Genomic DNA, 21,404 nt, shown 5'->3' with positions numbered 1-21,404 from the left:
TCTGGCCTTTAGCGCCCGGTACGGACGCCTGGTTGCTTGCGTGTGATGAAGGTCGCCGCGACCACTTCAATGGTGTCGGGCAAGAAAACTCTCAGCCAATTACGCACCACTTCCCATTGCATCGCTGCATCTAGAGGACCTTCAATTTTCAAACCCTTGATATGCTGGATGGCTTCGGCATCCGACAGTTCCCCTCTGTCAATACCGTCGAGCATCGGCGTCATTGCCGGCATTGTGCACAACGCTGATGCCACCGCAGCGTTGAACTCATTTTCGTTCAGACCACTCGGTATCGAAAGCGCAGAAAGATCGGCGCGTGCCATGTTCAAATATGATGAAGTCAAACGCTGCTCTGCTTCCTCACCGTAGGCCGTCCACAAACGCTCAGGAGCGGAACTGATTGGCAGCCACGGCCCTAAGCCCGCTGCCTGGTCGAGCTGGGGATCGGGCGGATCGTTTAAGTCGATAGCGTCTGCCGCAGCCTGCACAGTGTCCCGCATGTCAGAGGTGGCCAGCACGGCATTTTCCAATGCAGCCATTAAATCAACAATCTCTGGCGCGCTGGCTGGGACATTGAAAAGCAGTTCGACATTGTTGTCCTTAGCCCAACCCAGTGCAGTCGCGGTAAGATTGGCCGAGCCGATCAAAGCGGTTCCATCGCATAGGTAGGCCTTCGCATGAAGCGCATCGAGTATCTCGAGTGAAGTGTTCGGCCTGTCCTTCACTAGATCCAAAACTTCAAGATCCGAAACCCCGCAGCGAACCTCATAGGCTCGCCAACGGGTAACCAATTTGACAGGTATGCCCCCAGGGACCCGGCTCAATATGCGCTTTACCGTGTGACGCTTCATAAACGGCGCACATAGTGTTACCTCCGTCTGCGCATCCTGGACATGCAAAAGGAGCCTGTCGCCCTCACGCCTCATTCGAAGCCGTCCGGTGCACTATCTTCGAGGAAGTCGCGTGCCAGCTTGCCCCAGGACTCCCGAACCCTTTCGAACGTTCGGTGGTTGGATGCCTCCTCTCTTTCCATGCGTGCCCAGGCTGCAAACAGAAGGTGGACTGCAGTGCTTGCCGCTTGGAGCCGCCTTTGCAGATCTTCGGTAGACATCGCGTCCAGATCCTCATCGAGGGATACTGTATCGAAGATTGCCTCGAACGCTGGATGTAGTCGGTTGAATATCACTTCTGTCGCACTTCCTCGCGTGCGCACAACAAAAAGGTCGCCTGATCCACCTAATTCTTTCTCGACAAACAACACTTTCAACTCGCCTGATTTTACCCTGGCAAGTATCTCATTGCGTTTTTCCTTCGAACGACCGTCCTCCTCGAGATCTTCGTCCAGACCTTTTTCGTCCTCGTCGGATAATTCCTTGTTACCGTCGTCGATTGGCTTCTTTTCGTCCTGCTTGCTCCACTTCTTATTGGCAATCTCTGTCGGATCACCATCATGTCTATCCTTTCCGCCAGGCTTCCGGGGCTTGGCTTGAGTCTTGATCTTATTTCGTAGCTGGACCAGGTTGCGCTTTATCGTTTCACTGAGCTCAAGCAGCACGCCGCGTGGATCCCCTTCTTCACGAAGGCGCTCCTTCACTTCGCTAATCGAGGTTTCATCATCTTCGGCGAGATCCTTCCAGTCCAGTTCCGAAAGTTCTGTGAAATGGGTGGCAGCCTGCTTATTGTTTGTGACGCCGAAAATTTCGTCAAGTTCGGCAGGGAACTCCACTTCGCAGCCCCACCATCTCTCCCTAGGATCGTAGCGTATTGTCCATGAACGATCGAGCATCAGTTCGCGTTCTGCCCGCAGCACCGAAACCCCCATGTTCCTGTCAGCATCCCTGCCGTATTCGGTTCTGCCCCTGTCCCCGTCGGCCTCATCGGCGGTCGCAGCACGCGCCACTGAATAGCGCGTATGCACCTCGTATTCGGTGCCATTGAGATCGATCTTAATCGTCTCATCAAAAGCCTTTTCGAACATTGGCTCCGTGTCGAACGGTGCAGGAAGATCGGGCGATGCACGCAAATACATAGGATCGTTTATCACAACTCCGTACTCATCCGATATACCGGTTTCGTCCAAACTGACCATTCTAATTGTCAACCTGTCGTCGGCGATGAAGTTGCGGTGCGTTCGACCAATCAGCCTTGCAGTATTGGACATCGTGGCTTTGGCACCTTTCCATGTCATTCGGCCCAAGCTGAGATCGGACCAAACGACAAGGGTGCCGGTATCTCCGACAACTTCGGCACGATTGCGCCATTCTACGGGTAAGCGTTCAGCGCGAGGCATTGGAACGTTACGAAGCGCACCGGAGGAAATTTCTTCGACGTCGATATAGCTAGTAAGCGCGTTGTCTGGGCCGTTTTGCCAACTCCAAACGTCAACTCGCGACGCCTGTGCAATCGAGGAGTTGGGAAGCCCCATTCCAAAGCGCCCGATACCGGTGCGGTCCTTTAGCCGCGTGCCATTCCCGAACTGCAGCGCTTTGCGCAAGGTGGACGCATTCATCCCCACACCATCGTCAAGCACAGCAATTCTGGACAACCGTTTGCGAGAGCGCGAATCCACTTCAACGAAAGCTTCTTCGCAGAACAATTCGATTGTGCTTGCCTCCGCTTGAGCTGCGTTATCGACTAGTTCAGCCAACGCGTAAGCAGTGTTCCTGTAACCACTGTCGCGCATGGCACGGATCGCCAGCATCTGCGGGATGACATGAGAGTCTTCCTCGAAGTTCGAAGTCTCTTCACTCATTCCAGACATCCTCCCAATTAAAGAACGCCTCTGCGACGTCCCCAAAACCTGGTGCATTCGGATCATGCACCGTGATAATTTCGCTCTCGGCATTGCCGCCAGCTTTCGGTCCGCGAGTTGCGCGGCCCACCATTTGACTGAATAGAACGAGCGATTTTGTCGGTCTAGCTATCACTGCTGCACTAGTCGCTGGCGCGTCAAATCCGGTTGTAAGGACGCCGAAATTGCATAGGACTATCGGTTTACTCGAGCGTTTCTTGAATCGCCTTAGCAACGCGCGCCGTGATCCATCCGGCGTCTCGGCGGTAACGCTGCTCGATTCTGTGCCCTCAAGTGATAGTACGGCGCTGATCAATTTCGCATGCTCGACTGACGCTGCAAATACCAAGATCCTTGTGTGACCTTTGGCAATGAGATCAGCGACTGCTTTTAGTATCGCTAAGTTCCGCGGTCTTGAGGCGCTAATATGGTCGATTTCTGCTGCATCATAATCATTAGAACCGACCATGCTCGGAATCGTGTGTTCATCTGCATCGTCAACGTAGCGCAGGGTATGGAAAGTTGGGCGCGCGAGGTATCCATCTTTTAGCAAATATTCGACTGGATTATCGTAAGGGGGTATCTCAAGTGCTACTTTCGAACCCGAGAAGAAATCAGCTAGTTCCTGATCATGTGAGACATCGCTCCAAGTCCTTCCCGGCGTTGCGGTCAGTCCTAGTAACGCATTGTGTTGGCCGGCTTCCGTGAGACCTTCTATTACTGTGCGATAAGTCGCCGCAATGGCTTGGTGCGCCTCGTCGACAATAACTAGGCGCGATTTTACGCCGAGACGCAACGCGCGAATGGGATCGGAGCGATGCCAGTGGTGCATCTTCTGTAGACCGGCAACGATTATCCCGTCTTCAATCAAAGATGGATCCGGAGAATGATTTCCCCAGAACCGCACAAGTTCTACGCTCCTGTTGCCAAGGTGAGACCAAGCCGTCGTGAATGCCTCAGTGGCTTGATCAAGAAGCTCCTTTCCGCTCGCGAGCCAAATAATTACACCGTTCTCGCTCCGATTCAGCTCCGAGCATGCATAATGCATTGCGGTCCGCGTTTTGCCCGCCCCCGTCGGCATGTGGATCACGGTGCGGCCATTGCCGCCGCCAATTTTGGCTTGCGTTCTGCGGACCACCGATCGTTGATGTTCGAACAGTGCATAGTCTGCGGACACAGTAGACACATGCGGTGGCGCGATATCGATCGTTTCTGCGCTTTGGGACACTCCAAAGAACTGTGCTACCAAAGAGCGATGCGATGAGGAGCCTGTCTGAACACTGCCCTCCGCGCCGTCTATCCGCTGTTGCAGTTCGTCGCGCTTCTCTGATGAAAGATTTCGCGTTAGAAGCCGCCCGGCTTTTCCAAATTCAAAAAGCTCGATGTCGCTTCGTAACCTTTGCGCAGCGACATCCACCAGACGGTCCTTGTCTGCCGAAATCGCGGCGTCGGCTAACGACAGGACTTCATCGCCAATGATGTTGACGAGATCTCCGGTTGTGAATTTGACCAACACATCTTCAAGACGCGCGCCTGGACTCGAGCCCGCGTAATTCTTGTCAGCTGACTTCATAGCAGTGCGACCTATATAACGCGCAAATATCTAATTTTTCCAATATACTTCCGCCGCCTATAATTTGATGTTCGCTCACTAGTCGAACGAGACCAACCCCGCCAATGCTTCAAGCGCCTGCGGGACTTGGATGTAGTCGTTTTCGCTGCTAATCAGCATTGCCTGCACGAGATATTTAACCCTCCAACGCTCCTACTCAAACAAATTGATTTTGTATTCTAAGGCTAACGCACAATAGTACGCCTTCCCATTATAAATCAGCCGCTGGCTATCAAATTGGACATGATCCTCAGCCGTTATTCAATTGTCGAGCGCTGCGTCAACAATACTCTCAGCTCCAGGATTCGATAAACATGTTTTCAAGTAATGTCAGCGATTCTGGTAGGTCACCCTCGCAGGTGATACCGAGATAAGTCGCCGCGCGCGTCGCTCCGACATACAGAAAGCGCGCATAGAGATCCTGTTCATCGGCCAGTCTGTCGATCGCGAGGAAGAACACAGCCTCGAATTCCAGTCCCTTGATGTCGTTCACATCGAAAATGCCAACCTCGTTCGCCTCGCTGATCGTCCTCCCATCGGTGCAGTCGATTGCCCTGAGATTACGCGCCTCAAGCTCGCGATCAAGTGTTTCCGCGACCGGTTTACCTAGCTCCCTATTGTTCACAAGAACGGCAATGGTAGGGAGCGGGTTGGGCTGTACTGCTGCTTCGATTTCGAGAATCCGTGCGGCGAGCCAGCGAACCAGCTTCGACTGGTCATGTAGGCCGGTGGCCAGTGCTGGCGCGTTGCCTTCATTGTCAACGTGGTCGGGAAGCTTGGCGAGTACCGGCTCTTCACCTGAGATCGCCGCGATCGCGCGGGCGAATTCGAGAAGTTGCCGCGTCTGCCGATAAGCAATGGCGATCTTTTCGACCTTAATATCAGGAAGGACCCATCGCAGCTGCGAGACGCTGTTTGCGCCCCAGCTGGTGATACGCTGGTTGAAATCACCACAAGCGAAGAAGGAATCGGCTGCCGGATGCGCCAGGGCCGCCATGCAGGCGAGCTGAACAGGTGAAAAGTCCGTCGCTTCATCAACCAGAACCTGATTCCGCAAGAGCCCGGCTGAGCGATCTAATGCGGCGAGCCCCGGATCTTCGCCTAGATTGCGCAAGCGGACATCCCGAACCATCGATTTTGTTAGACTAAGGCCGACGAGCAGCATCAGATCGACCTCAAGTCCGTGGACGTGCGGACCTGCCTTGGCCGCCTGATACCAGCGCTGTTCTTCGCGCCGGACCTGTCGGAAGGACCGGTAACGTCGCGGAATGCCGCGGAGATATTGCCTGACCGGGTTGGAGAAGCGCAGCAGCGCCCGCTGCAGAAGGAGTTCGCGCCCGACTGGCTCGATATCTGTTTCGGGCAGGACCCTCTCGCCGAGCCAGGCTAAGATTGCTGCTGTACGCCCGCGTGGCTTGCGACCATTTGCGGCTGCACGGGCCTGCGAGCGCAAGGTGGAAAGATAGATATTGGCAATGCGCATGAGCGGCTGCTGGTTGCGCGGGGCGTCATCTTCGTCGCTATCGCTATCTTCGTCGTCAGCATCGTCTCCGGCCGGTTCGCCGAGGCTTTCGATGTGATGGCCCAGATTTCTCAGAAACTCCTTGTCGCTGTTGACCTGCAGATTGAGCGACTTCCTGAGCGTTTTGTCGCTGCGATCGCGCGATTCTGACAATAGGCTGCGCACTCCGGCGATAAGCGCTACAAGCCGGAACAGACCCTGTGCGACCGGTTCGCTGCGCGCCGACGCAACTGCCTTTACCAGGCGAGATCCAAGAGCTGCTATGGCCGGGTCGGCATCACCGGTGAGCTGATCGGCGGCATCGACGAATTCAGACCAGAACCTCTGGTTCTGCCAGTCGTCAAAATCAGTGTACCAGTCCTGCGTCCCGGATACCGCCTCTGGCAGTAGTGTGGCTTCATCTTCTCGCATGATAAACGGACCGCCTCCGTCGCCCGTCCGAAGGATCGGAAATGCATCGCGGGCAAGGTCGCGTCTGTGCGCGACCCAGGTCCTGACCCGTTCGTTAGGCGCGGCGATGTTTTCCCGTCCGAAGGCTTCCTTCACATATGTCCTGAGTAGCTCTGTTGGCGTGAGCATAAGCCAGCTGTTCGTGTGCGGTTCCCCGCCACCGCTCATCCGTGTTATTAGAGCATATTCGTCGGGCTCGTTTTCTTTGATAATCTCAAGGTCGACCTTCTGCCCTAGTCGCTTGATTAGCGTGGTGGTCTTGCCGGAGCCAGGCGGTCCGAGCAAGATTGCCCGGCTGTTGATTGGCATGCGAAAAATCTTGTCCTGAAACTGGTCCAGGATTGGCTGATCGCGAAGACCCATTTTCTTGAGCAAGGCCTTGCGTCGTTTGTCGACGATGCTGTTCAGGGCTTCCTCTTCCCGGAGCAAGACGTCGAGCGCATCCTCAATCTTTCCAGCGTCCGCTGCCTCATCAAATAGCCTGCGCAAAGATTCAACGGTTACCGGGCCAAAGGCCTCGGTCTGGAACAATGTGTCGCGAGAGTCCCAACCTTGGGGGAGTTGTTCCGGATGAAACAGCGCGCGCTCGACGACTTCGAAAACGACATTACTCTTGGGGCGGCGCAGATTGAGGCTCTCCCCGGGAGGCAGGGATGCGAGGCGACCGGCAGGCGAACGGTAACTCGCGAAACTAACCCCCTTAAGGAAGGGAGCAGGAGCAGCGGCGCGGGAGATGAAGAAGGTCTCGAGGTTACCCTCCTCGTCTTCGGCGATGACCCTGGCAATGGACGGTTCCCGTGCGAGCTTTTCTGAAGCTTCGTGCTGTGCCCGGGCGATATTCCCGAGAGTCTTCGCCGTCTGTTGCATCGTGAAGGCGTTGGCACTGGCAAGTGCTTTCAGCGAGGCTCCACCCCCGCTGCTGAGCAGGCTGAGTGCATTGGCGGAGATTTTCTCGAACACGTCCAGCGATTGCTTGGCTGCATCTTCAAGATGCTGTCTTTGTTCGTCGTCGTTCATCAGATTAGTCCCCCTTGCCAATGTAGAGAGGCTAGCCCGCACAAAAGATCAAGTCACTGTAATACGGATAAACTTAAATAATCAAAATGGCATCCTCGCGATCGTCCGTCTGCCGAAAGGCAACTTCTGAGGCCTTAGACCCACAAGTGGATCTTTCGCTATCGGCCCACTTTCAGACCGGACCAAGTCGGGCAAAGCATCAGCACCCCATAAAACGTTTGCCCACACATTGGATCAAAAACTGACAAAAATTGGTTGGACCAAGCGAAAGCACTTGACATGTTCTCTTTTTGTTCTACAATGAGATAGATCAGAACGTTGGCAAGTGCTCTCACTCGCATGGCTGTCTTTGGTCTCTCCCCCCAACCGATCAATTTCAATGGACATACATATGCAAACTGAGTTTACCGCTCAGCTGAAACAGCTGAACACGTCTGAATGCGAGCGCCTTTGCGTCAAAGGCTCTCGCGACATCACGATCCTCGCCCAGCAAGCGGGGTGGCATGGCCTTCAAGGCCAGTCAGTCAATCCATCCATCGGCATTGCTATTAACATGATGGTGTTGGCAATTGCTGGAGACCACGGCGTCGAACCCCGCGTTATGGCTCCTCGGTTTCCTGGCCTCAGGAATGAGGTGTTGCTACGGCTCGGAGAGGACCACTCCAACTGGGGGATCGACGCAACCTACGATGCAAGCCGTCAGTTCAACGCCAATCTTTATGGTGATCGCTCTACCATTCGCCCATTCCTCGCGAGCACGCTTGGATGCTGCCAACATACCACAACGAAGCGGCTTAGGTTTCACTCAGCAAATGATATTGAAGAGCTTTCCAACGAGGAGTTTGAGCGCTCGAACCTGACCCGTGCGCCTCATTTCTCGATCGACGCCAAAGAACTGTGTCATCGGATCAGCCTCAATGTCGCAGGACCGTTCTTTACGGCAAAGCAGAAGGCATGGTTCTGATATCAGGACCCACTGCTCAAAGCTGGAGTATCATCTATATTTTGTTGGCATGGTCCATAAACGCCGCCTACACGCCTTCGGTGTCAGGTTCCCAAATGTTGGATTTCAGGTAGCGGCTGCGAAGGACTTTCTCATCGATTTCGACGACGTCTCTGGCATTGACTTCAACGTCCACGCTATTGGGCAATCCAATCAGGAATATTTGGAAGAGCGACATCAGTTACGAACAAAGGGCGATTAGACTTCATCCTTCCTTTCCCAACGCTCAAAGCGGATGGTGAAGATTGGCATGCCGGTCCCTTCAACGGCCTTACTAGCATAGTCCGCGGGATTGAAAACCAGCACGCAGTCACGTTTCTCTTAAATACGACTTGAACGACCTTCCCTGTCTGCCCAGAGCAGGTCCTTGCGCTATCGTGCTGCGGGATCTCTCCAGGGCACAGGCCGTAGCATGGTTTAACTTCGACCGTCCTTCCTGCCGAAATGCGTTCATAGCCTCTCCTGTTAAAGAGCAGCCAGTCGCAGATAGGGCCGTTTGGCTTTGGCATAACGGGTCGCGATACGGCACCAATTTTTTGGTTGGTCGGCGTAACTTGCGAATCTTGCTCCATCGACTTTGACCGCTAACCGAGTTCTAGGTTTCCTTCGATCCGTCGCGGCTCAGTGCCCTCGGGACTTTCACGGCCAGCCAGCCAGCTTTTCCGCGTCGCACTCTCATCGCATCCCCAAGCATTTCTGAGTCGATGTCGTCTGGCTTGATCCGAGCCTCTTCCATCGATTGTCCGGCATTCAATCGAGCAACGGTCGCTTCAAAGGCTATCAATTCGCGCTCCTCGACCATCTCATGCGCGATGTCGACATCGACGTATTGAACTCCGATGGCTGCTAGGCACTCTGCCATAAAAGCTGCGCTAAATGTGCCACGAGCAACTTTGTTTCTCAGGTTTCTCTCATTCTCCTCAATGCCAAGTAGGGACAAGCGCTCGACTAAATCGGCATAAGAAACTCCAGTTTTCACCATGTGAGCTCGGATCACTTTCGTTGCCCACTCTCGTTCAATTTTTTCTAGCGGCTTCATGATTTCACACCTTATTTAGTATTTAAGCATCATAAATAATGCTTTTGCACTTGACAGCGCAAATTTGGACCTTCATATGAGCATCATATTCGATGCTCAGGCACTTAATAACGTGCTTGGGTAACGAATTCAAGGCACCATAGAAAGGATCACGACATGAAAACAATCAAACGTATTGAGACATCTGCAAGGTTCGCCAAGCGGCATAGCCCTCAGCAAAGGAGCTCCTCCCAAATCGTTCGGCCGATTAGCACCGCAGAGCGCCTCGGGCTCCGAAAGGAAGCTATGCCGAAACGTTCTTGGAAGCCGCGGAAGGTTTGGGTTGCCCGCGATGGGATCTTCCCCAAAAGCCGCAAGTGCCTGAGCAGCTACGCTCCGTTTGAGAGTAGTCTTGAGGCAATTGCTCACCTGCTTCTCTCAGTGGACCATCGCATCAAGTGCTACGCATGCCAGCCGCACACGCTTCACTATTGGATGCCCAATACTGATGGAGGCCAAGACAAGCATGAATATACGCCCGACTTCGTTGCACTTACGAAGGATGGCTGCCTCTCGATTATCGATGCAAAGGCCAGCCGGTTTGCCAATGATGAGAAGTGGACGAAACGCGAGCCATTCATTCGCGCAGCCTATCAAAGGGACTTTGGGGCAGAATTTCTTGTTTGGAACGAATTCGATCTCAGGGCTGAGCCGCGCCTGTCGAATGCTCGCAAGCTTTACCGGCATCGCTTCCAGCCTGCGGACCTCTCTGCGGAACTTAGCGTTCGTAAGGCAATCGAGTCACATGGCACATCGACTATTGGGCGCCTCTGCGAAGAGATCGCTGGAAATGGCCACCACGCCCTCCCCGACGTGTTCGGAGCTATCATGCGCCTCGCGCTCACGGGTGAACTGCTACTAGACTGCCAGACGCACTATGGTCGGGAAACCGCCGTTCGCTTTCGGGGAGACGCTGCATGACGCACGCGATCCAAGAATCCCGGCCCAATTCTGACGCGTCTTTGTATCCCAAGCTTCGGATTCATGCTCGCGATAGCGTCTGGGTCAAGAATGAAGAATACATCGCGCAGTCTCGGCATGGCGATAAGTGGGCAATGCTCAAACTGGCGACGAACGAGTCAATCATTCTGTCCGACAATGAACTCTTCGAACTTTATGGAGCGGGAGAACTCAAGTGGCGGTCGCGGCCGTCGCTGAACGCCCCTCTTTCCCCCCTCGCGCCACAAGCGTTGTCTGAAAATGCGAATTGCGATGCCATGCGCAAGCATGACTACGTTCAGTATGTTAGCGAACATGCTGATGGCTATCGGTGCAGTAAGCCATGGATCAAGGAGCGGATCGACGAGAAAGCTGACCTGATTGGTGACAAAAACCCTCCCTCCTCTAGTTCAGTTCTCAATTGGAAGAAGCTGCATGACGCGCATTACGCTGAGATTGGACTTGCCGCATATGCCGCACGCCATGATCTGAAAGGCAAGCGTGGCTCGCGCCTCCCTGAAATCTCTCAGGAGGCGATTGAACGCGCACTTGATCGCTACTCTCAAGGCGGCAGCGTCGTAGACGCTCATGTGGAAGCTGAGAAGTTCATCTTCGAATTCAATCAGAGCGCCGCCGGGAAAAAATTCTGCAAGACTGCACTCCCCAAGTTCCTGACCAAGACGGGCACCTTGGCGTCTCCTAGTCTCTCGACCCTGCGTCGTGAGATCAGTCAAAAAGTTTCACCGTATGTCGCTGAGGCTGGACGTGTTGGAAAGTACTCAGCGCGCAAGAAATTTCAAACTTATCAGACGCGCAGCCTGCCTGAGCGGCCCTATGCGGAAGTTGAGGTCGATTTCACCCCAATGGACGTGCTCCTGGTAGCAGAGAACGGGGCTCACTTGGGTCGTCCCTCCCTGGTGGTTTTTCTCGATCGCGCCACCCGGATGGTCTTGGGATTTTCGGTCTCCTTTGATGTGCCGACATACGCAGCGGTCATCGGCGGGATTAAGCATGCGACCTATCGCAAAGAAATCAGCCACATCGATGGCCTGAAGGACGAAGATTGGCCGTGCATGGGCCGCATCGAGCGCCTCTACATCGACAACGGCCTCGAATTCGCCAACACCCACCTCCGGACCGCGTCCGCTCAGCTTGGCTTCGAGATCGTCCGACTTCCGCCTCGCGAACCATGGCTCAAAGGCCTTGTTGAGCGCTTCATGCGCGAGGCAGCCAAGTTTGCTCATCGCCTACCAGGTACCACGCATTCCAATGCGGTCGATCACCGTCAATACGAGGAACCGGAGCCTCCGGTTCTGACTATGACGGAGTTCCGCGACATGGTCACCAAATGGATCGTCACGGACTACAACGCCAGTCCTAACCGCGCTTTGGGGCGAGTGCCTGGAGTGTCTCGCAGCCCGATCGATGCATGGCGCGACAAACTTGATACCTTCGATCTGCCTATCCTCCCTGATAAGAAGCTATTTATTGCTTTGGCCGGGGAACACGAAGAGCGAACGGTACAAAAGTATGGGGTCGAATGGGACCATATCCGCTATTGGACGCCTGAACTTGATCGGATACTCACTCACCCAAGTCATCGGGCGAAATCAAGCTCTGGAAGGCCTGCTAAGTATCAGGTGCACCGAGATCCTTATGACCTTTCGAAAGTCTATCTTCACAGTGGGGATACCGATCCGGTCATCGAGCTTCCTGCTGTTCAAAAATGGGCTGAATACACACGAGGCCTTACTGTGCATCAACACCGGCTTTGCCGTCAGCATGAGCTCGTTCGCGAGGAACAGAGAAGCGATCCCATCGCGCTGATGAAGGCGAAGGCGGCCATCATCGAAGCTGGGCTCGGTGTACTAAAATCGGGAACTCGCAAGAAGCTCGAACGCAACCTTGTGCGTTTCCTCTACGGAGACCGGGCGCAGCTTTTGCATGCCGATGTCGCCCAGGGCTCGCCCCAAGTCCCCGGCCATGAACCGATGCCACTCTCACCCCTTATGCCAACGCCTGCATTGATTGTAGCAGAGCGGTACCGCGAAAACCGAAAGTCAGCAGTCGCGCCAGATCCGCAAGTTGCTGGCCCGACATCCACGCCAGTCGAGGACGACATGGACGAGATTGAAAAGTTTGCGAGCGAGATGAAATCGGGAGTACGCACAGATGACTAAACGCGCACTCGCGTCCCCTGGCGAGCGTCAACAGTTGATCAGGGATATCTTTGTCGATCACCCAAACCATCAGCAGGCCACCAAGGCCCTCAAACACTTCCACATGCCAGTTGAAGGCGGGATTCCGAGCCGAGGCAATATCTGCGCACTTATCGGACAAAGCCGAACCGGGAAGAGCTTTGCAGCCAACGAGATCGTTGCAGCACATGGACCACGAGTTGGGCAGGATGGTGTCAAACGCCCAGTGCTATTGGTCGATTGCCCGATCGAGGGCGGCACCCGCGGTATCTTGGATAGCATCTCGGATGCGCTTGATCTGACGGTCTCTACGCGGATTACGAATGCGAATTTGATCAACTTGATCCTTCGCGAGTTGCGTCGTTCAGAAGTTGAGTACGTGATTTTCGACGAGGCACAGGAGCTCTTCCCCGAGAAGAACAAGAGGATTTTGAACTTCGCGAGAGGCTTGCTGCGCAAGATGCTCAACCTGAAGCAATTCAACATCGCTTGCATCGGATTGCCGGAGACCTACTCCATCATCGCTGAAGACCCGCAGCTTTTTGGCCGGGGTGGTCTCGAGCATCTGCGCTTGAGCCCATACGATTGGAATGATCCCTCGGATTCGAAGAGCTTTCGCGCCCTCTGCCATAAGTTCGACAGCGAGATGCCTTTCGAGAAGTCCGGGTTTGGTGCCCAAGATTTTTCCTATCGCCTCTACCTGGCCTCAGGTGGATGCATTGGGCATCTGAAGAATTACCTGATTGACGCAGGCAATCGTGCCATTGCCGATAGCTCCGAACAGGTCGAGCTTCGCCACTTCGCCGATGCTTTCGACGCGCGCAAAAAGCCCGGCGAGACATTCAATCCGTTTCGCCCCGGTCAAGGCTGAAGTTTCGATGAGCCAAGGACAGACCCACATCGGAACTAACATTCTGCCCATGCCGATCTGGCCGGCAGAGACGTACCCACATGAACCGATCCAAGGGTGGATCCACCGTGCGGCGGAGAGAAATTACGCTTACAGCACCGACTCCTTCATCGATTCCTTGGGCCTCAGTGGTCGCGACTGGGATTACGATGAACTGCTGAACGTTATGCAGCGCCTCCCGATCGATTGCTACAAAGAGATCGAACATTACACCCCGAAGCGCAGCGGAGAAGGTTACGATATATGCGGGCACAAGGTACCTCTTCGATTCATTTGTAAGAGCGAGCGGCGCGTCTGTCCTATCTGCTTGGAGGAGCGACGATACGTCCGTGCCTGGTTTGATTTCGTACCCGTCGCTAGCTGTCCTCATCATGATGTAGCTCTGATTGGTGGCTTGCCCGGTGACCCGCTTGATTGGCACCACACTGAGATTGGATGGACGCGTAGCGGAAGGAAAATCCGAGCAGCGCATGCGACAACGCAAATCGCTAGTAAGCTCGATCACTTTATAGTGAAGTCTTTGACTGGCGACCTGGTCTGCCTACCAGACCACCTTGATGGGCTGTCGCTAGAGGCGATCCTAGTAGCATCAGTTTGCGTGGGGAAGTTCCATCGTGGAGGGGAGAAGCATAGCGCGACGCACGAAAGTCTACGGAGCCTTTGTCAGCTGGGCTTCGATCCACTTTGTGGGGGCTCCGAAGTTATGATCGATACGCTGCGCCGAGTGGATTGGCTGCAGCCAGGTTATGACAGGGCCAGTTTCAAAAGTCGTTGTAACGGAGCCCCGAATATGCTCGCTTCAATCAAGGATAAAGCTCTTCGCGAACTAGCATCTGATGCCTTCGCTCGTGCGCGTGTAAAAAATGGCTTAGTCACCCCATCAGGTAGACTTTCAAAGTACGACGGCGAAGATGATCACCTCAATATCAAAGGCGCAGCTAGGCGACTTGGTCTCACGCCACACACGATGCGAGTTCTTCTCCGCAAGCTCGCAATCGTTCCAAAACACCGTAAAAACCTTCGCGGCCTCCGACTAAACGAAGGGCAATTGGCATCCGTGCAGAAATATATCCAAAGTGCTTATGACTCCGAGGAAGCGGCGAAGCGATTAGGTTGTACGTCTGAAGACATAGAAAGCTTGGCTGCCCGCAAGCTCTTGCTCCCAGCTTTCCGTATGGTTGGTAGAAACCGCTACACGAACATGGAACTCGATGCTTTCGTAAATTCGATAACCTCGCCGTCCCTGAGCGACACTTCGCTCGACGGAAAGTACATTGCACACTTCGCCGAGCAAGTTGGGATTTCGTTAGCTGAAGCCTCGTCCCGGATCCTTCGAGATAAGAGCTTAGTGGTCGTCGATCACAGTTCAGGCCCTGACCTTTTCAAAGGGCTTAAAGTTGCTGATGCGCCAAAAAAGCATTTGCATGCGAGACTTCGTCCGAAGGCTCAAGTGCGCGACGCCATAACGTATGCGGAAGCCGCAGCCCGGTTAGGCACAAAGCACGAGGGAATAAAAAGCCTAATCAAAGCCTCGCTTATCAAAACCATAAAGGACCCACGTCACAAGGAACGCGTTTGTCCAGCATCACTCGAGCTGTTTGAAAGCCGCTACGTCAAGGCAGCTGCTTATTCGCCGGCTTTAGGTTGTCATCCAACTTCTGCTCTGAAGATTCTTAGGACAATGGGAGTGCTTCCGATAAATGATTGGAAATCAGCGGGCACGCGGTTTGTTGACCGAGACGAAGTGATGCGCATCACAGGGCTTCCGTCCCCTGAAACTGCTGTTTCTGCGGAATGGTTCACAATCAAAGATGAGCTCGAAGAGCATCTCGCCGCCCGTGACATACCGGCGACCACGCGTATTACGTCGGAGCCTGCGATTGAAGTCAAGGCGACAACGGGTAGATGGAGCTTCATTGTGAGGAGCGACCAAGACCGGAAGCTATTCAGTTTAACTTCGAGCTTCACTTCTAAACTGCAACCTGCCCGTTTAAGGAAAGTGGAGAAAGCCTCGATTGAGCCTGGCAAGATCTGGCCGGGTGCAAGCGTGAACAGTGCTGATGGTCGTGGTTTTCTCCTCGTAGACGAAGCGCTAGGGTCTGAGACTGATGGAGCGACCGAATTTAATTTGGTCGACCATGTGATAACTCGGGCCTGCCAACTACATCGGTTCCTCTAAACGGGTCCGAACACATTAACTCTTAGCGTATGCCCGACCGCGGCAGATCCGGCACACTTTTTCAGCTAGCCCCGAACAGCCGACAACCTGGAGAGCCTTTTCGAGAGCGAGCGCTCGTTCGGCGCCGATGACGACCACGGGCTCTACCGCCACGTCACGGCTTACAGAGGTCATTCTGATAATAATGGAATGAGGAAATGGTGCCCAGAAGAGGACTCGAACCTCCACATCCTTGCGAATACATGCACCTGAAGCATGCGCGTCTACCAATTCCGCCATCTGGGCACGCCGTCGCTGAATGCTCGTTTGGAGCAGCGATGCGAAGCGCGCGGATAGCGATGACGCCGCGCTCCTGTCAACAACAATAGCCTGTGCTACGCAAAAGAATCACCAAGGTAGTGGCCTGCAATCTTCGGCCAAGTCAGCTGTCGCAAGAACCTTCAAGGATCGCATTAAGGTCGCTCCTAAGAAGGAGCGTTCTTCGGCCGATGTGTCTGGTCTCCAAGGTGCCTTCGCTGATCATTCTGTAGACACTAGAACGCCCGATCCCGAGGATTGAAGTCGCTTCATTTATCGAAACAAGTTTACTCTCTGATCTCGACTCATGACGTTCAAGATGTCTTGCGACTGTTTCCGCGATCGCCTCGACTTGCGAACGCTCAAGCTTAAAAATACGCGCTGGCCGATCGCTGATAAGCTTGCTTGATGCTGAAGGTAGTTTCTTGATCAGTCGATCAAGGTCTTGCCTCCGCCAGCGAATTGCGAGGTCCTCCACCTCGACAACCGGAATGTCCATTTGGCTCGCAAGATGAAGGAGTAAGTCTTCATCGACCGAGACGTAGCGCGCCGCCATTTCCGACGACATCAGTGCTGGCCAACCTTCAACAAATTTTCCCGAATTAGTCACTCGTATCTCCCTTTCGCAGGAAGTGAGATATAGCAGAACGCTATGATTTTGCAGCCAGAGGCCGATCCTCATTTAAGCGAGAAGGTTAGTCCAACCAGTTCTGAAACCTCAGCAATTTGGACCAATGAGTTGTGATGTTTAGTCCAATCAACTTGGACGCAGAAAGGCTCTAAGCCATTGAAAGTACGTCTACAAAATCCAAGCTGTTGTTACACCCCACACTTTCCCAAATCTCTTCTCCAACAAAAGTGACCGGGCATTATCGTCTGCCAAAGACAAAAATTTGATAGTGTAGTCCGCCCATCTCAGCCCGATATCTCGAGAGAAGTTTTAGTTGGTCTCTCCAATCATGGGCAGCACCCTCCAAGCCTCTGCGATAACTGCTGGTAAGCAGAATTCGCCCGTCATCCGCGAGATTGGATTGCGCATTCCCTAGGATCGCGCGGTACATTTCATCAAGCGCACCCGGCTTTTCGCGAACACGTATTCCGAATGGCAGATTTGCCGTCACAGACGAACAGGATTGCCAATGCTTGGCATCTATTGACGATCCCAGCTGGAATCTCACGTCGCGGCCTCCAAGACCAGCGTCACGCAGGTTCTCTGTGAAAGCCTCCTGCGCCACCTTGCTAACGTCAATGCCAAGCCCGCCTTGCTCCTGAGAATAGCGCAGACGCTCGAACAAAAGCGTCCCGCTTCCGCATGTCGGGTCAATCGCCATACCATCAAGTTTTGCAGGCATCATCCGCGCAAGGCAGGCCGCAAGCACGGGGTTTATCGACGCGCCCACATCACTGCGCCGATAAGCAAACCTCTCTCTCACCGAGATGGATTTGCCCAGCAAAGCATAGGTAGCCGCGCCATCCTGACAGAATTTCAGGGCAATTGAATAATTGCTCGGATTGTTAATCAGACCAAAATCAATCTTCATGAATGAGCGTGCCCAACGCGCGAGCTCATCCTGCCGCTTGTCGGGACTGTCCAGCCAATAGGAGCGACCGCCCCATTGCGTACCATTAACCGTTTCACGAAGCCGTTGAGTCAATATCGCGGTCGCATCTTGATCTAGTTTCTTAAATTGGCCGACAAGGCGGTAACTACCAAATGTCCAAAGCGGTGCGTTGTCGAGAATATTCGCGACACCTTTGGCTTCGCTAGTGTCCTTCGATTGGATAAAGCCTCTCGCGAGTATCTTGAACTTTAGTCCATACTCACGGCGAGCTGTAGAAATCCCAAAAGCTTCTAGCCCAGGAGGCACCGCCAAGACGGCATGATGCGCTATTGCGGTGTAGGCGTTGATAGAATTATTACCCCAAAAAATCGAAAGCTTGTGCGGCGAAGGCGAATACGGTCTCTCGAAAGGCATGGCAAACCTCTAAGATGTGGCGGGGCGCGTCCGCGCCAGAATATATCGTGGCGCATTGGGATATAGGTTCGAAAAACGGACCAGCGTTGTCCCCGACGAAACCAATCCGCCTAGTTGGGCTTCCAATTTGCCGTTCCACCTCCATTTCGTTAGTTGGGTTGCAAATCACGACCTAATTAGGAGCACATCATGGGCATCGAACTGAGTAACCCGCTGACATTACCTTGCGGGGCCGTCATGCCCAATCGGATCGCCAAAGGCGCAATGACGGAGGGATTGGCAACGCCCGACGGTCGCCCGACGGCGGAGTTAGAACGGCTCTACGGCATCTGGGCCGACGGAGGCGCGGGGATGCTGCTGACCGGAAACATTATCATCGACAAGGACCATCTCGAACGGCCCGGCAATGTTGTGATCGATCAGAAGCCCGACGCCGATATGGCCAAACGGTTGGCAAGTTGGGCCAAGGCAGGCACGCGTACCGGCAACCATCTGTGGGCCCAGATCAGCCACGGCGGTCGGCAAACGCAGAAGCTGGTAAACCCGAATCCAAAGTCATCATCAGATGTCGCACTGGCCCTGCCCGGTGGACAGTTCGGAAAACCAACACCGCTTTCCAAAGACGAAATCGCCGACCTCGTAAACCGCTGGGCGATTGCGGCAAAGGCATGCCGAAATGCCGGCTTTACCGGTGTCCAAGTGCACGGCGCACACGGCTATCTCATTTCACAGTTCCTTAGTCCGCGCGTAAACCTGCGCACCGATGAATATGGCGGCAGTCTGGAAAACCGTGCGCGTCTTCTGCTCGAGGTGGTCAAAGCTGTCCGGACAGCCGTCGGTGCCGATTTCCCGATCTCGGTCAAACTCAACAGTGCCGATTTCCAGAAAGGCGGCTTTGCCTTTGAGGACAGCATCGCCGTGGTCAAATGGCTCGAAGCAGCATCGGTTGACCTGATCGAAATATCTGGCGGAACCTATGAACAGCCGAAATTGATGGGGGTCGAAGGCATGGAGGAAGAAGAGGCCCAGAATGTCGCCCCATCCACCGCCGCGCGGGAGGCCTACTTTGTCGATTTCGCCAAAGCGATGCAATCCGAAGTGGCCGTGCCGCTGATGGTCACTGGCGGCTTTAGAACCCGCGCTGCGATGGAGCAGGCGCTCGACATCGGCGCAGCCGATGTGGTCGGTCTGGGACGGCCAATGTGCCTGATGACTGATGCCCCGACGCAGCTGATGACGGGGCTGGATGCCCTTCCGCGCTATGAAGACAACCTCGACCTGATCCCAAAGTGGCTCGGTTTCCTCAAGCGTCTGCAAATCATGAAAGCGATCAACGGTTTTGCGGGCATTTACTGGTTTTACGAGCAACTCTGGATGCTCGGTCATCAGGGCCGCGTGGATGAAAGCTTTCCAGTTTTCAAAGCGTTTCGCGCTGTTGAAGCCCGCAACAAAGCGATCATGAAAGCGCGCGGGTAAGCCAGCCCCTGAACCTAGCCCCTGCCGCGATAGCTGGCGACGCCTTGATCAGGCACCCACAAATCCGCTGGCGGTGCGCCGGTCTGCCAGAACACATCAATCGGAATACCGCCGCGCGGATACCAATATCCACCAATGCGAAGCCAACGCGGCTTCATTTCATCAGCAAGCCGTTGTCCGATACCCACTGTCACGTCCTCGTGAAAACCATTGTGATTGCGGAAGCTGCCCAAAAACAGCTTGAGACTCTTAGATTCGACAATCGTGTCGCCGGGCGCATAATCGATCACAAGATGCGCGAAATCAGGCTGATCGGTCACCGGACAAAGCGACGTGAATTCGGGCGCAGCGAAACGAACGAGATACAGCGCCCCCTTGCGCGGATTGGGCACGTAGTCGAGCTGCGCCTGCTCCGGTGAACGGGGTAAAGGGGTGTCTTTGCCTAGAAATGCAGGCTTCTGGTCGTTTTCAGGTGTGCTTTCCATGCCGCGCTGTTGCCGTGAAAGTGTCGGCTACGCAAGCGGGGAACTAGACTGTCGCGCCGCAATATCTATGTCAGGCCCCGGCCAGACCCCGTAGGCCGCCTGTTAATATAGCCGATTGTACAAGACCCGCACCATGCGCGCGCCAAGACTTTCTCTTCCCAATGTCCAGCAACCGGATTTCCGGTCGTTCTCGCTCAGCCTTGCGGCATTGGCCGCAGTTCTGGCTGCACCTGTTGCTGCACAAGACGCGCCGCCTGAATTCTCCTTGCCTGACACCACCCCCACGCCGACACCTGCCCCGACAGGAGCGCCTCAGGGGCCAGTCGACGTGCGCAGCGGTGTGCCGATCGGACCGCGGCGCATTCAAACACCGCCTCCAGAAACTGCGCTAACCCAAGAGGCCACGCCGACACCGGCTCCTGCCGAACCTTCGCCTAGTCCATCAGCCACCGAGAATGGCAGCGCCGGTGATTCTGCTTCGTCTGCGTCACGTCCGGCAGCAGCGAGACAGCAACCACCACGCAGCGCGCCTGCAACAACCGCAGTGCAGTCTTCTGCTCCTGTAACTACCGAACCCGCCACCACTGTGGGCGACGACAGTGTAGAACCGGGCTTTGACGAGAATGGTCTTGCCCCTGTCGAAAGTGCAGACCCTGCTTCGACAGCGGTGGAAGCGGCCGAATCTGATACAATCTCCAGCAGCAGCGATGCTGGATGGTTTGGCATATCGACCCAACTGCTCGCTGCATTGGCCGCCTTACTTGCTGCCATGATCGGTGCCGTTTGGTGGTTCTGGCAACGTAAAAAAGGCGAAGCTGGTCCGCCGCAACTGCTTCCTGCGCCAAAACTGGCCGCCGATGTCCGCAAGCCAAAGATTGAACCTGCACCTACCGCTGAACCGACTCCTAAATCGGCCCCCGCACCAATTGAGCCAATTACCGCGCCGTCGGCAGCTGCTCCACGTGCGCCTTCACAAATGGCGCTGCAGCTCGGCATTGTTAGCGCTTCGCGAAGCATGATGATGTTCACGGTCGAATACCGCCTCAACATCGCCAACCGCAAGAATCAAGCCTTGCGCGATTTGTCCGTCAGCGCCCGCCTGGTTTGTGCGCGGCAATCGGCCAATGCGCCTGTGACTGGAGGCGACTTGCCGATGGAGAACATCGAACGCATCGGGCCTCAACAGAGCCAGACGATCAGTGGCAAACTCCAGCTGCCACTGCGAGAAATCAGCCCATTGCGGCAAGGTTCCAAGCCCTTGTTTATTCCTATGATCGAATTGACCGTCGAAGCTGCTGGTCAAGCCTCCAAAACGCATAGGTTTGTGCTTGGCCTGCCCAGCGCGGCAAGCGCAACTCGGCTCCACCCAATTCCGCTTGATACGCCGCCCGGCGGTGTCCACGGCTTGCGGGCGAATGAATTGAAAGATTTGCCGGAGAAGCAAACCGCCTGAGCCAGTCCGCACTTGGCT

General features: G+C 54.7%; 15 protein-coding genes, 1 tRNA gene and 1 pseudogene. 8 read left to right on the top strand and 9 right to left on the bottom strand.

Annotated elements, in window-relative coordinates; genetic code table 11:
- Positions 1-8: 8 nt before the first annotated feature.
- The 4 genes from KCG46_RS07220 to KCG46_RS07205 all read right to left on the bottom strand — a co-directional run bounded on the left by KCG46_RS07220 (position 9) and on the right by KCG46_RS07205 (position 7,392).
- Complete coding sequence (locus KCG46_RS07220) at positions 9-926, bottom strand: phospholipase D family protein (RefSeq protein ID WP_255551815.1); 918 nt, start codon at positions 924-926, stop codon at positions 9-11.
- Positions 923-2,752: an ATP-binding protein gene (locus KCG46_RS07215; RefSeq protein ID WP_218404593.1), complete on the bottom strand. Its 1,830-nt coding sequence runs from the start codon at positions 2,750-2,752 to the stop codon at positions 923-925. Before KCG46_RS07215 ends, KCG46_RS07220 begins: the two co-directional genes overlap by 4 nt.
- Positions 2,745-4,364, bottom strand: a complete 1,620-nt coding sequence (locus KCG46_RS07210; protein WP_218404592.1) for a DEAD/DEAH box helicase — start codon at positions 4,362-4,364, stop codon at positions 2,745-2,747. Before KCG46_RS07210 ends, KCG46_RS07215 begins: the two co-directional genes overlap by 8 nt.
- Before the next feature lie 331 nt (positions 4,365-4,695).
- Positions 4,696-7,392, bottom strand: coding sequence for an ATP-binding domain-containing protein (locus tag KCG46_RS07205; RefSeq protein WP_218404591.1), 2,697 nt, complete (start codon positions 7,390-7,392; stop codon positions 4,696-4,698).
- A gap of 391 nt (positions 7,393-7,783) precedes the next feature.
- Between KCG46_RS07205 and KCG46_RS07200 the strand changes: the two genes are divergently transcribed.
- Complete coding sequence (locus tag KCG46_RS07200; RefSeq protein ID WP_218404590.1) at positions 7,784-8,356, top strand: hypothetical protein; 573 nt, start codon at positions 7,784-7,786, stop codon at positions 8,354-8,356.
- Positions 8,357-8,990: 634 nt separating this feature from the next.
- Here KCG46_RS07200 and KCG46_RS07195 read toward each other — a convergent pair.
- A complete protein-coding gene (locus KCG46_RS07195) occupies positions 8,991-9,434 on the bottom strand; it encodes a DUF6471 domain-containing protein (protein WP_218404589.1) in 444 nt (147 codons plus the stop codon).
- A gap of 474 nt (positions 9,435-9,908) precedes the next feature.
- On the opposite strand from KCG46_RS07195, the gene KCG46_RS07190 reads away from it, so the two are divergent.
- From KCG46_RS07190 to KCG46_RS12635, 5 genes and pseudogenes are all read left to right on the top strand, one after another.
- Complete coding sequence (locus KCG46_RS07190) at positions 9,909-10,394, top strand: hypothetical protein (RefSeq protein WP_218404588.1); 486 nt, start codon at positions 9,909-9,911, stop codon at positions 10,392-10,394.
- On the top strand, positions 10,391-12,592 hold the full coding sequence (locus KCG46_RS07185) for a TnsB C-terminal domain-containing protein (protein WP_218404587.1): 2,202 nt from the start codon (positions 10,391-10,393) through the stop codon (positions 12,590-12,592). The genes KCG46_RS07190 and KCG46_RS07185 overlap by 4 nt, the downstream gene beginning before the upstream one ends.
- Complete coding sequence (locus KCG46_RS07180) at positions 12,585-13,481, top strand: TniB family NTP-binding protein (protein ID WP_218404586.1); 897 nt, start codon at positions 12,585-12,587, stop codon at positions 13,479-13,481. Before KCG46_RS07185 ends, KCG46_RS07180 begins: the two co-directional genes overlap by 8 nt.
- Positions 13,417-13,893, top strand: a pseudogene (locus KCG46_RS12735) (TniQ family protein); the annotation flags it as partial. The gene KCG46_RS07180 and the pseudogene KCG46_RS12735, both read left to right, overlap by 65 nt.
- Before the next feature lie 417 nt (positions 13,894-14,310).
- Positions 14,311-15,699: a PLP-dependent aminotransferase family protein gene (locus KCG46_RS12635; RefSeq protein ID WP_255551814.1), complete on the top strand. Its 1,389-nt coding sequence runs from the start codon at positions 14,311-14,313 to the stop codon at positions 15,697-15,699.
- Positions 15,700-15,897: 198 nt separating this feature from the next.
- Here the strand turns inward: KCG46_RS12635 and KCG46_RS07170 are convergent.
- The 3 genes from KCG46_RS07170 to KCG46_RS07160 form a co-directional block, all read right to left on the bottom strand.
- Positions 15,898-15,984 (bottom strand) — tRNA-Leu (locus tag KCG46_RS07170).
- Positions 15,985-16,120: 136 nt separating this feature from the next.
- Positions 16,121-16,678: a helix-turn-helix domain-containing protein gene (locus KCG46_RS12630; protein ID WP_255551813.1), complete on the bottom strand. Its 558-nt coding sequence runs from the start codon at positions 16,676-16,678 to the stop codon at positions 16,121-16,123.
- Positions 16,679-16,865: 187 nt separating this feature from the next.
- Complete coding sequence (locus tag KCG46_RS07160) at positions 16,866-17,972, bottom strand: class I SAM-dependent methyltransferase (RefSeq protein WP_218404584.1); 1,107 nt, start codon at positions 17,970-17,972, stop codon at positions 16,866-16,868.
- Between the two features lie 189 nt (positions 17,973-18,161).
- Between KCG46_RS07160 and KCG46_RS07155 the strand changes: the two genes are divergently transcribed.
- On the top strand, positions 18,162-19,448 hold the full coding sequence (locus tag KCG46_RS07155) for an NADH:flavin oxidoreductase/NADH oxidase family protein (protein ID WP_218404583.1): 1,287 nt from the start codon (positions 18,162-18,164) through the stop codon (positions 19,446-19,448).
- Between the two features lie 14 nt (positions 19,449-19,462).
- On the opposite strand, the gene queF is transcribed toward KCG46_RS07155, so the two are convergent.
- Positions 19,463-19,933, bottom strand: coding sequence for a preQ(1) synthase (queF, locus tag KCG46_RS07150; RefSeq protein WP_218404582.1), 471 nt, complete (start codon positions 19,931-19,933; stop codon positions 19,463-19,465).
- A 133-nt stretch (positions 19,934-20,066) separates the two neighbouring features.
- Here queF and KCG46_RS07145 point away from each other — a divergent pair, with 133 nt between their 5' ends.
- Positions 20,067-21,386 (top strand): hypothetical protein, encoded by a 1,320-nt coding sequence (locus KCG46_RS07145; protein ID WP_218404581.1) that lies wholly within the window; start codon positions 20,067-20,069, stop codon positions 21,384-21,386.
- Positions 21,387-21,404: the final 18 nt, after the last annotated feature.

The sequence above is a fragment of the Erythrobacter crassostreae genome, assembly GCF_019204045.1.
GTDB lineage: Bacteria > Pseudomonadota > Alphaproteobacteria > Sphingomonadales > Sphingomonadaceae > Erythrobacter > Erythrobacter crassostreae.
The sequence above is the reverse complement of the archived record's forward strand: the minus strand, read 5'-3'. Positions and strand labels throughout refer to the sequence as shown.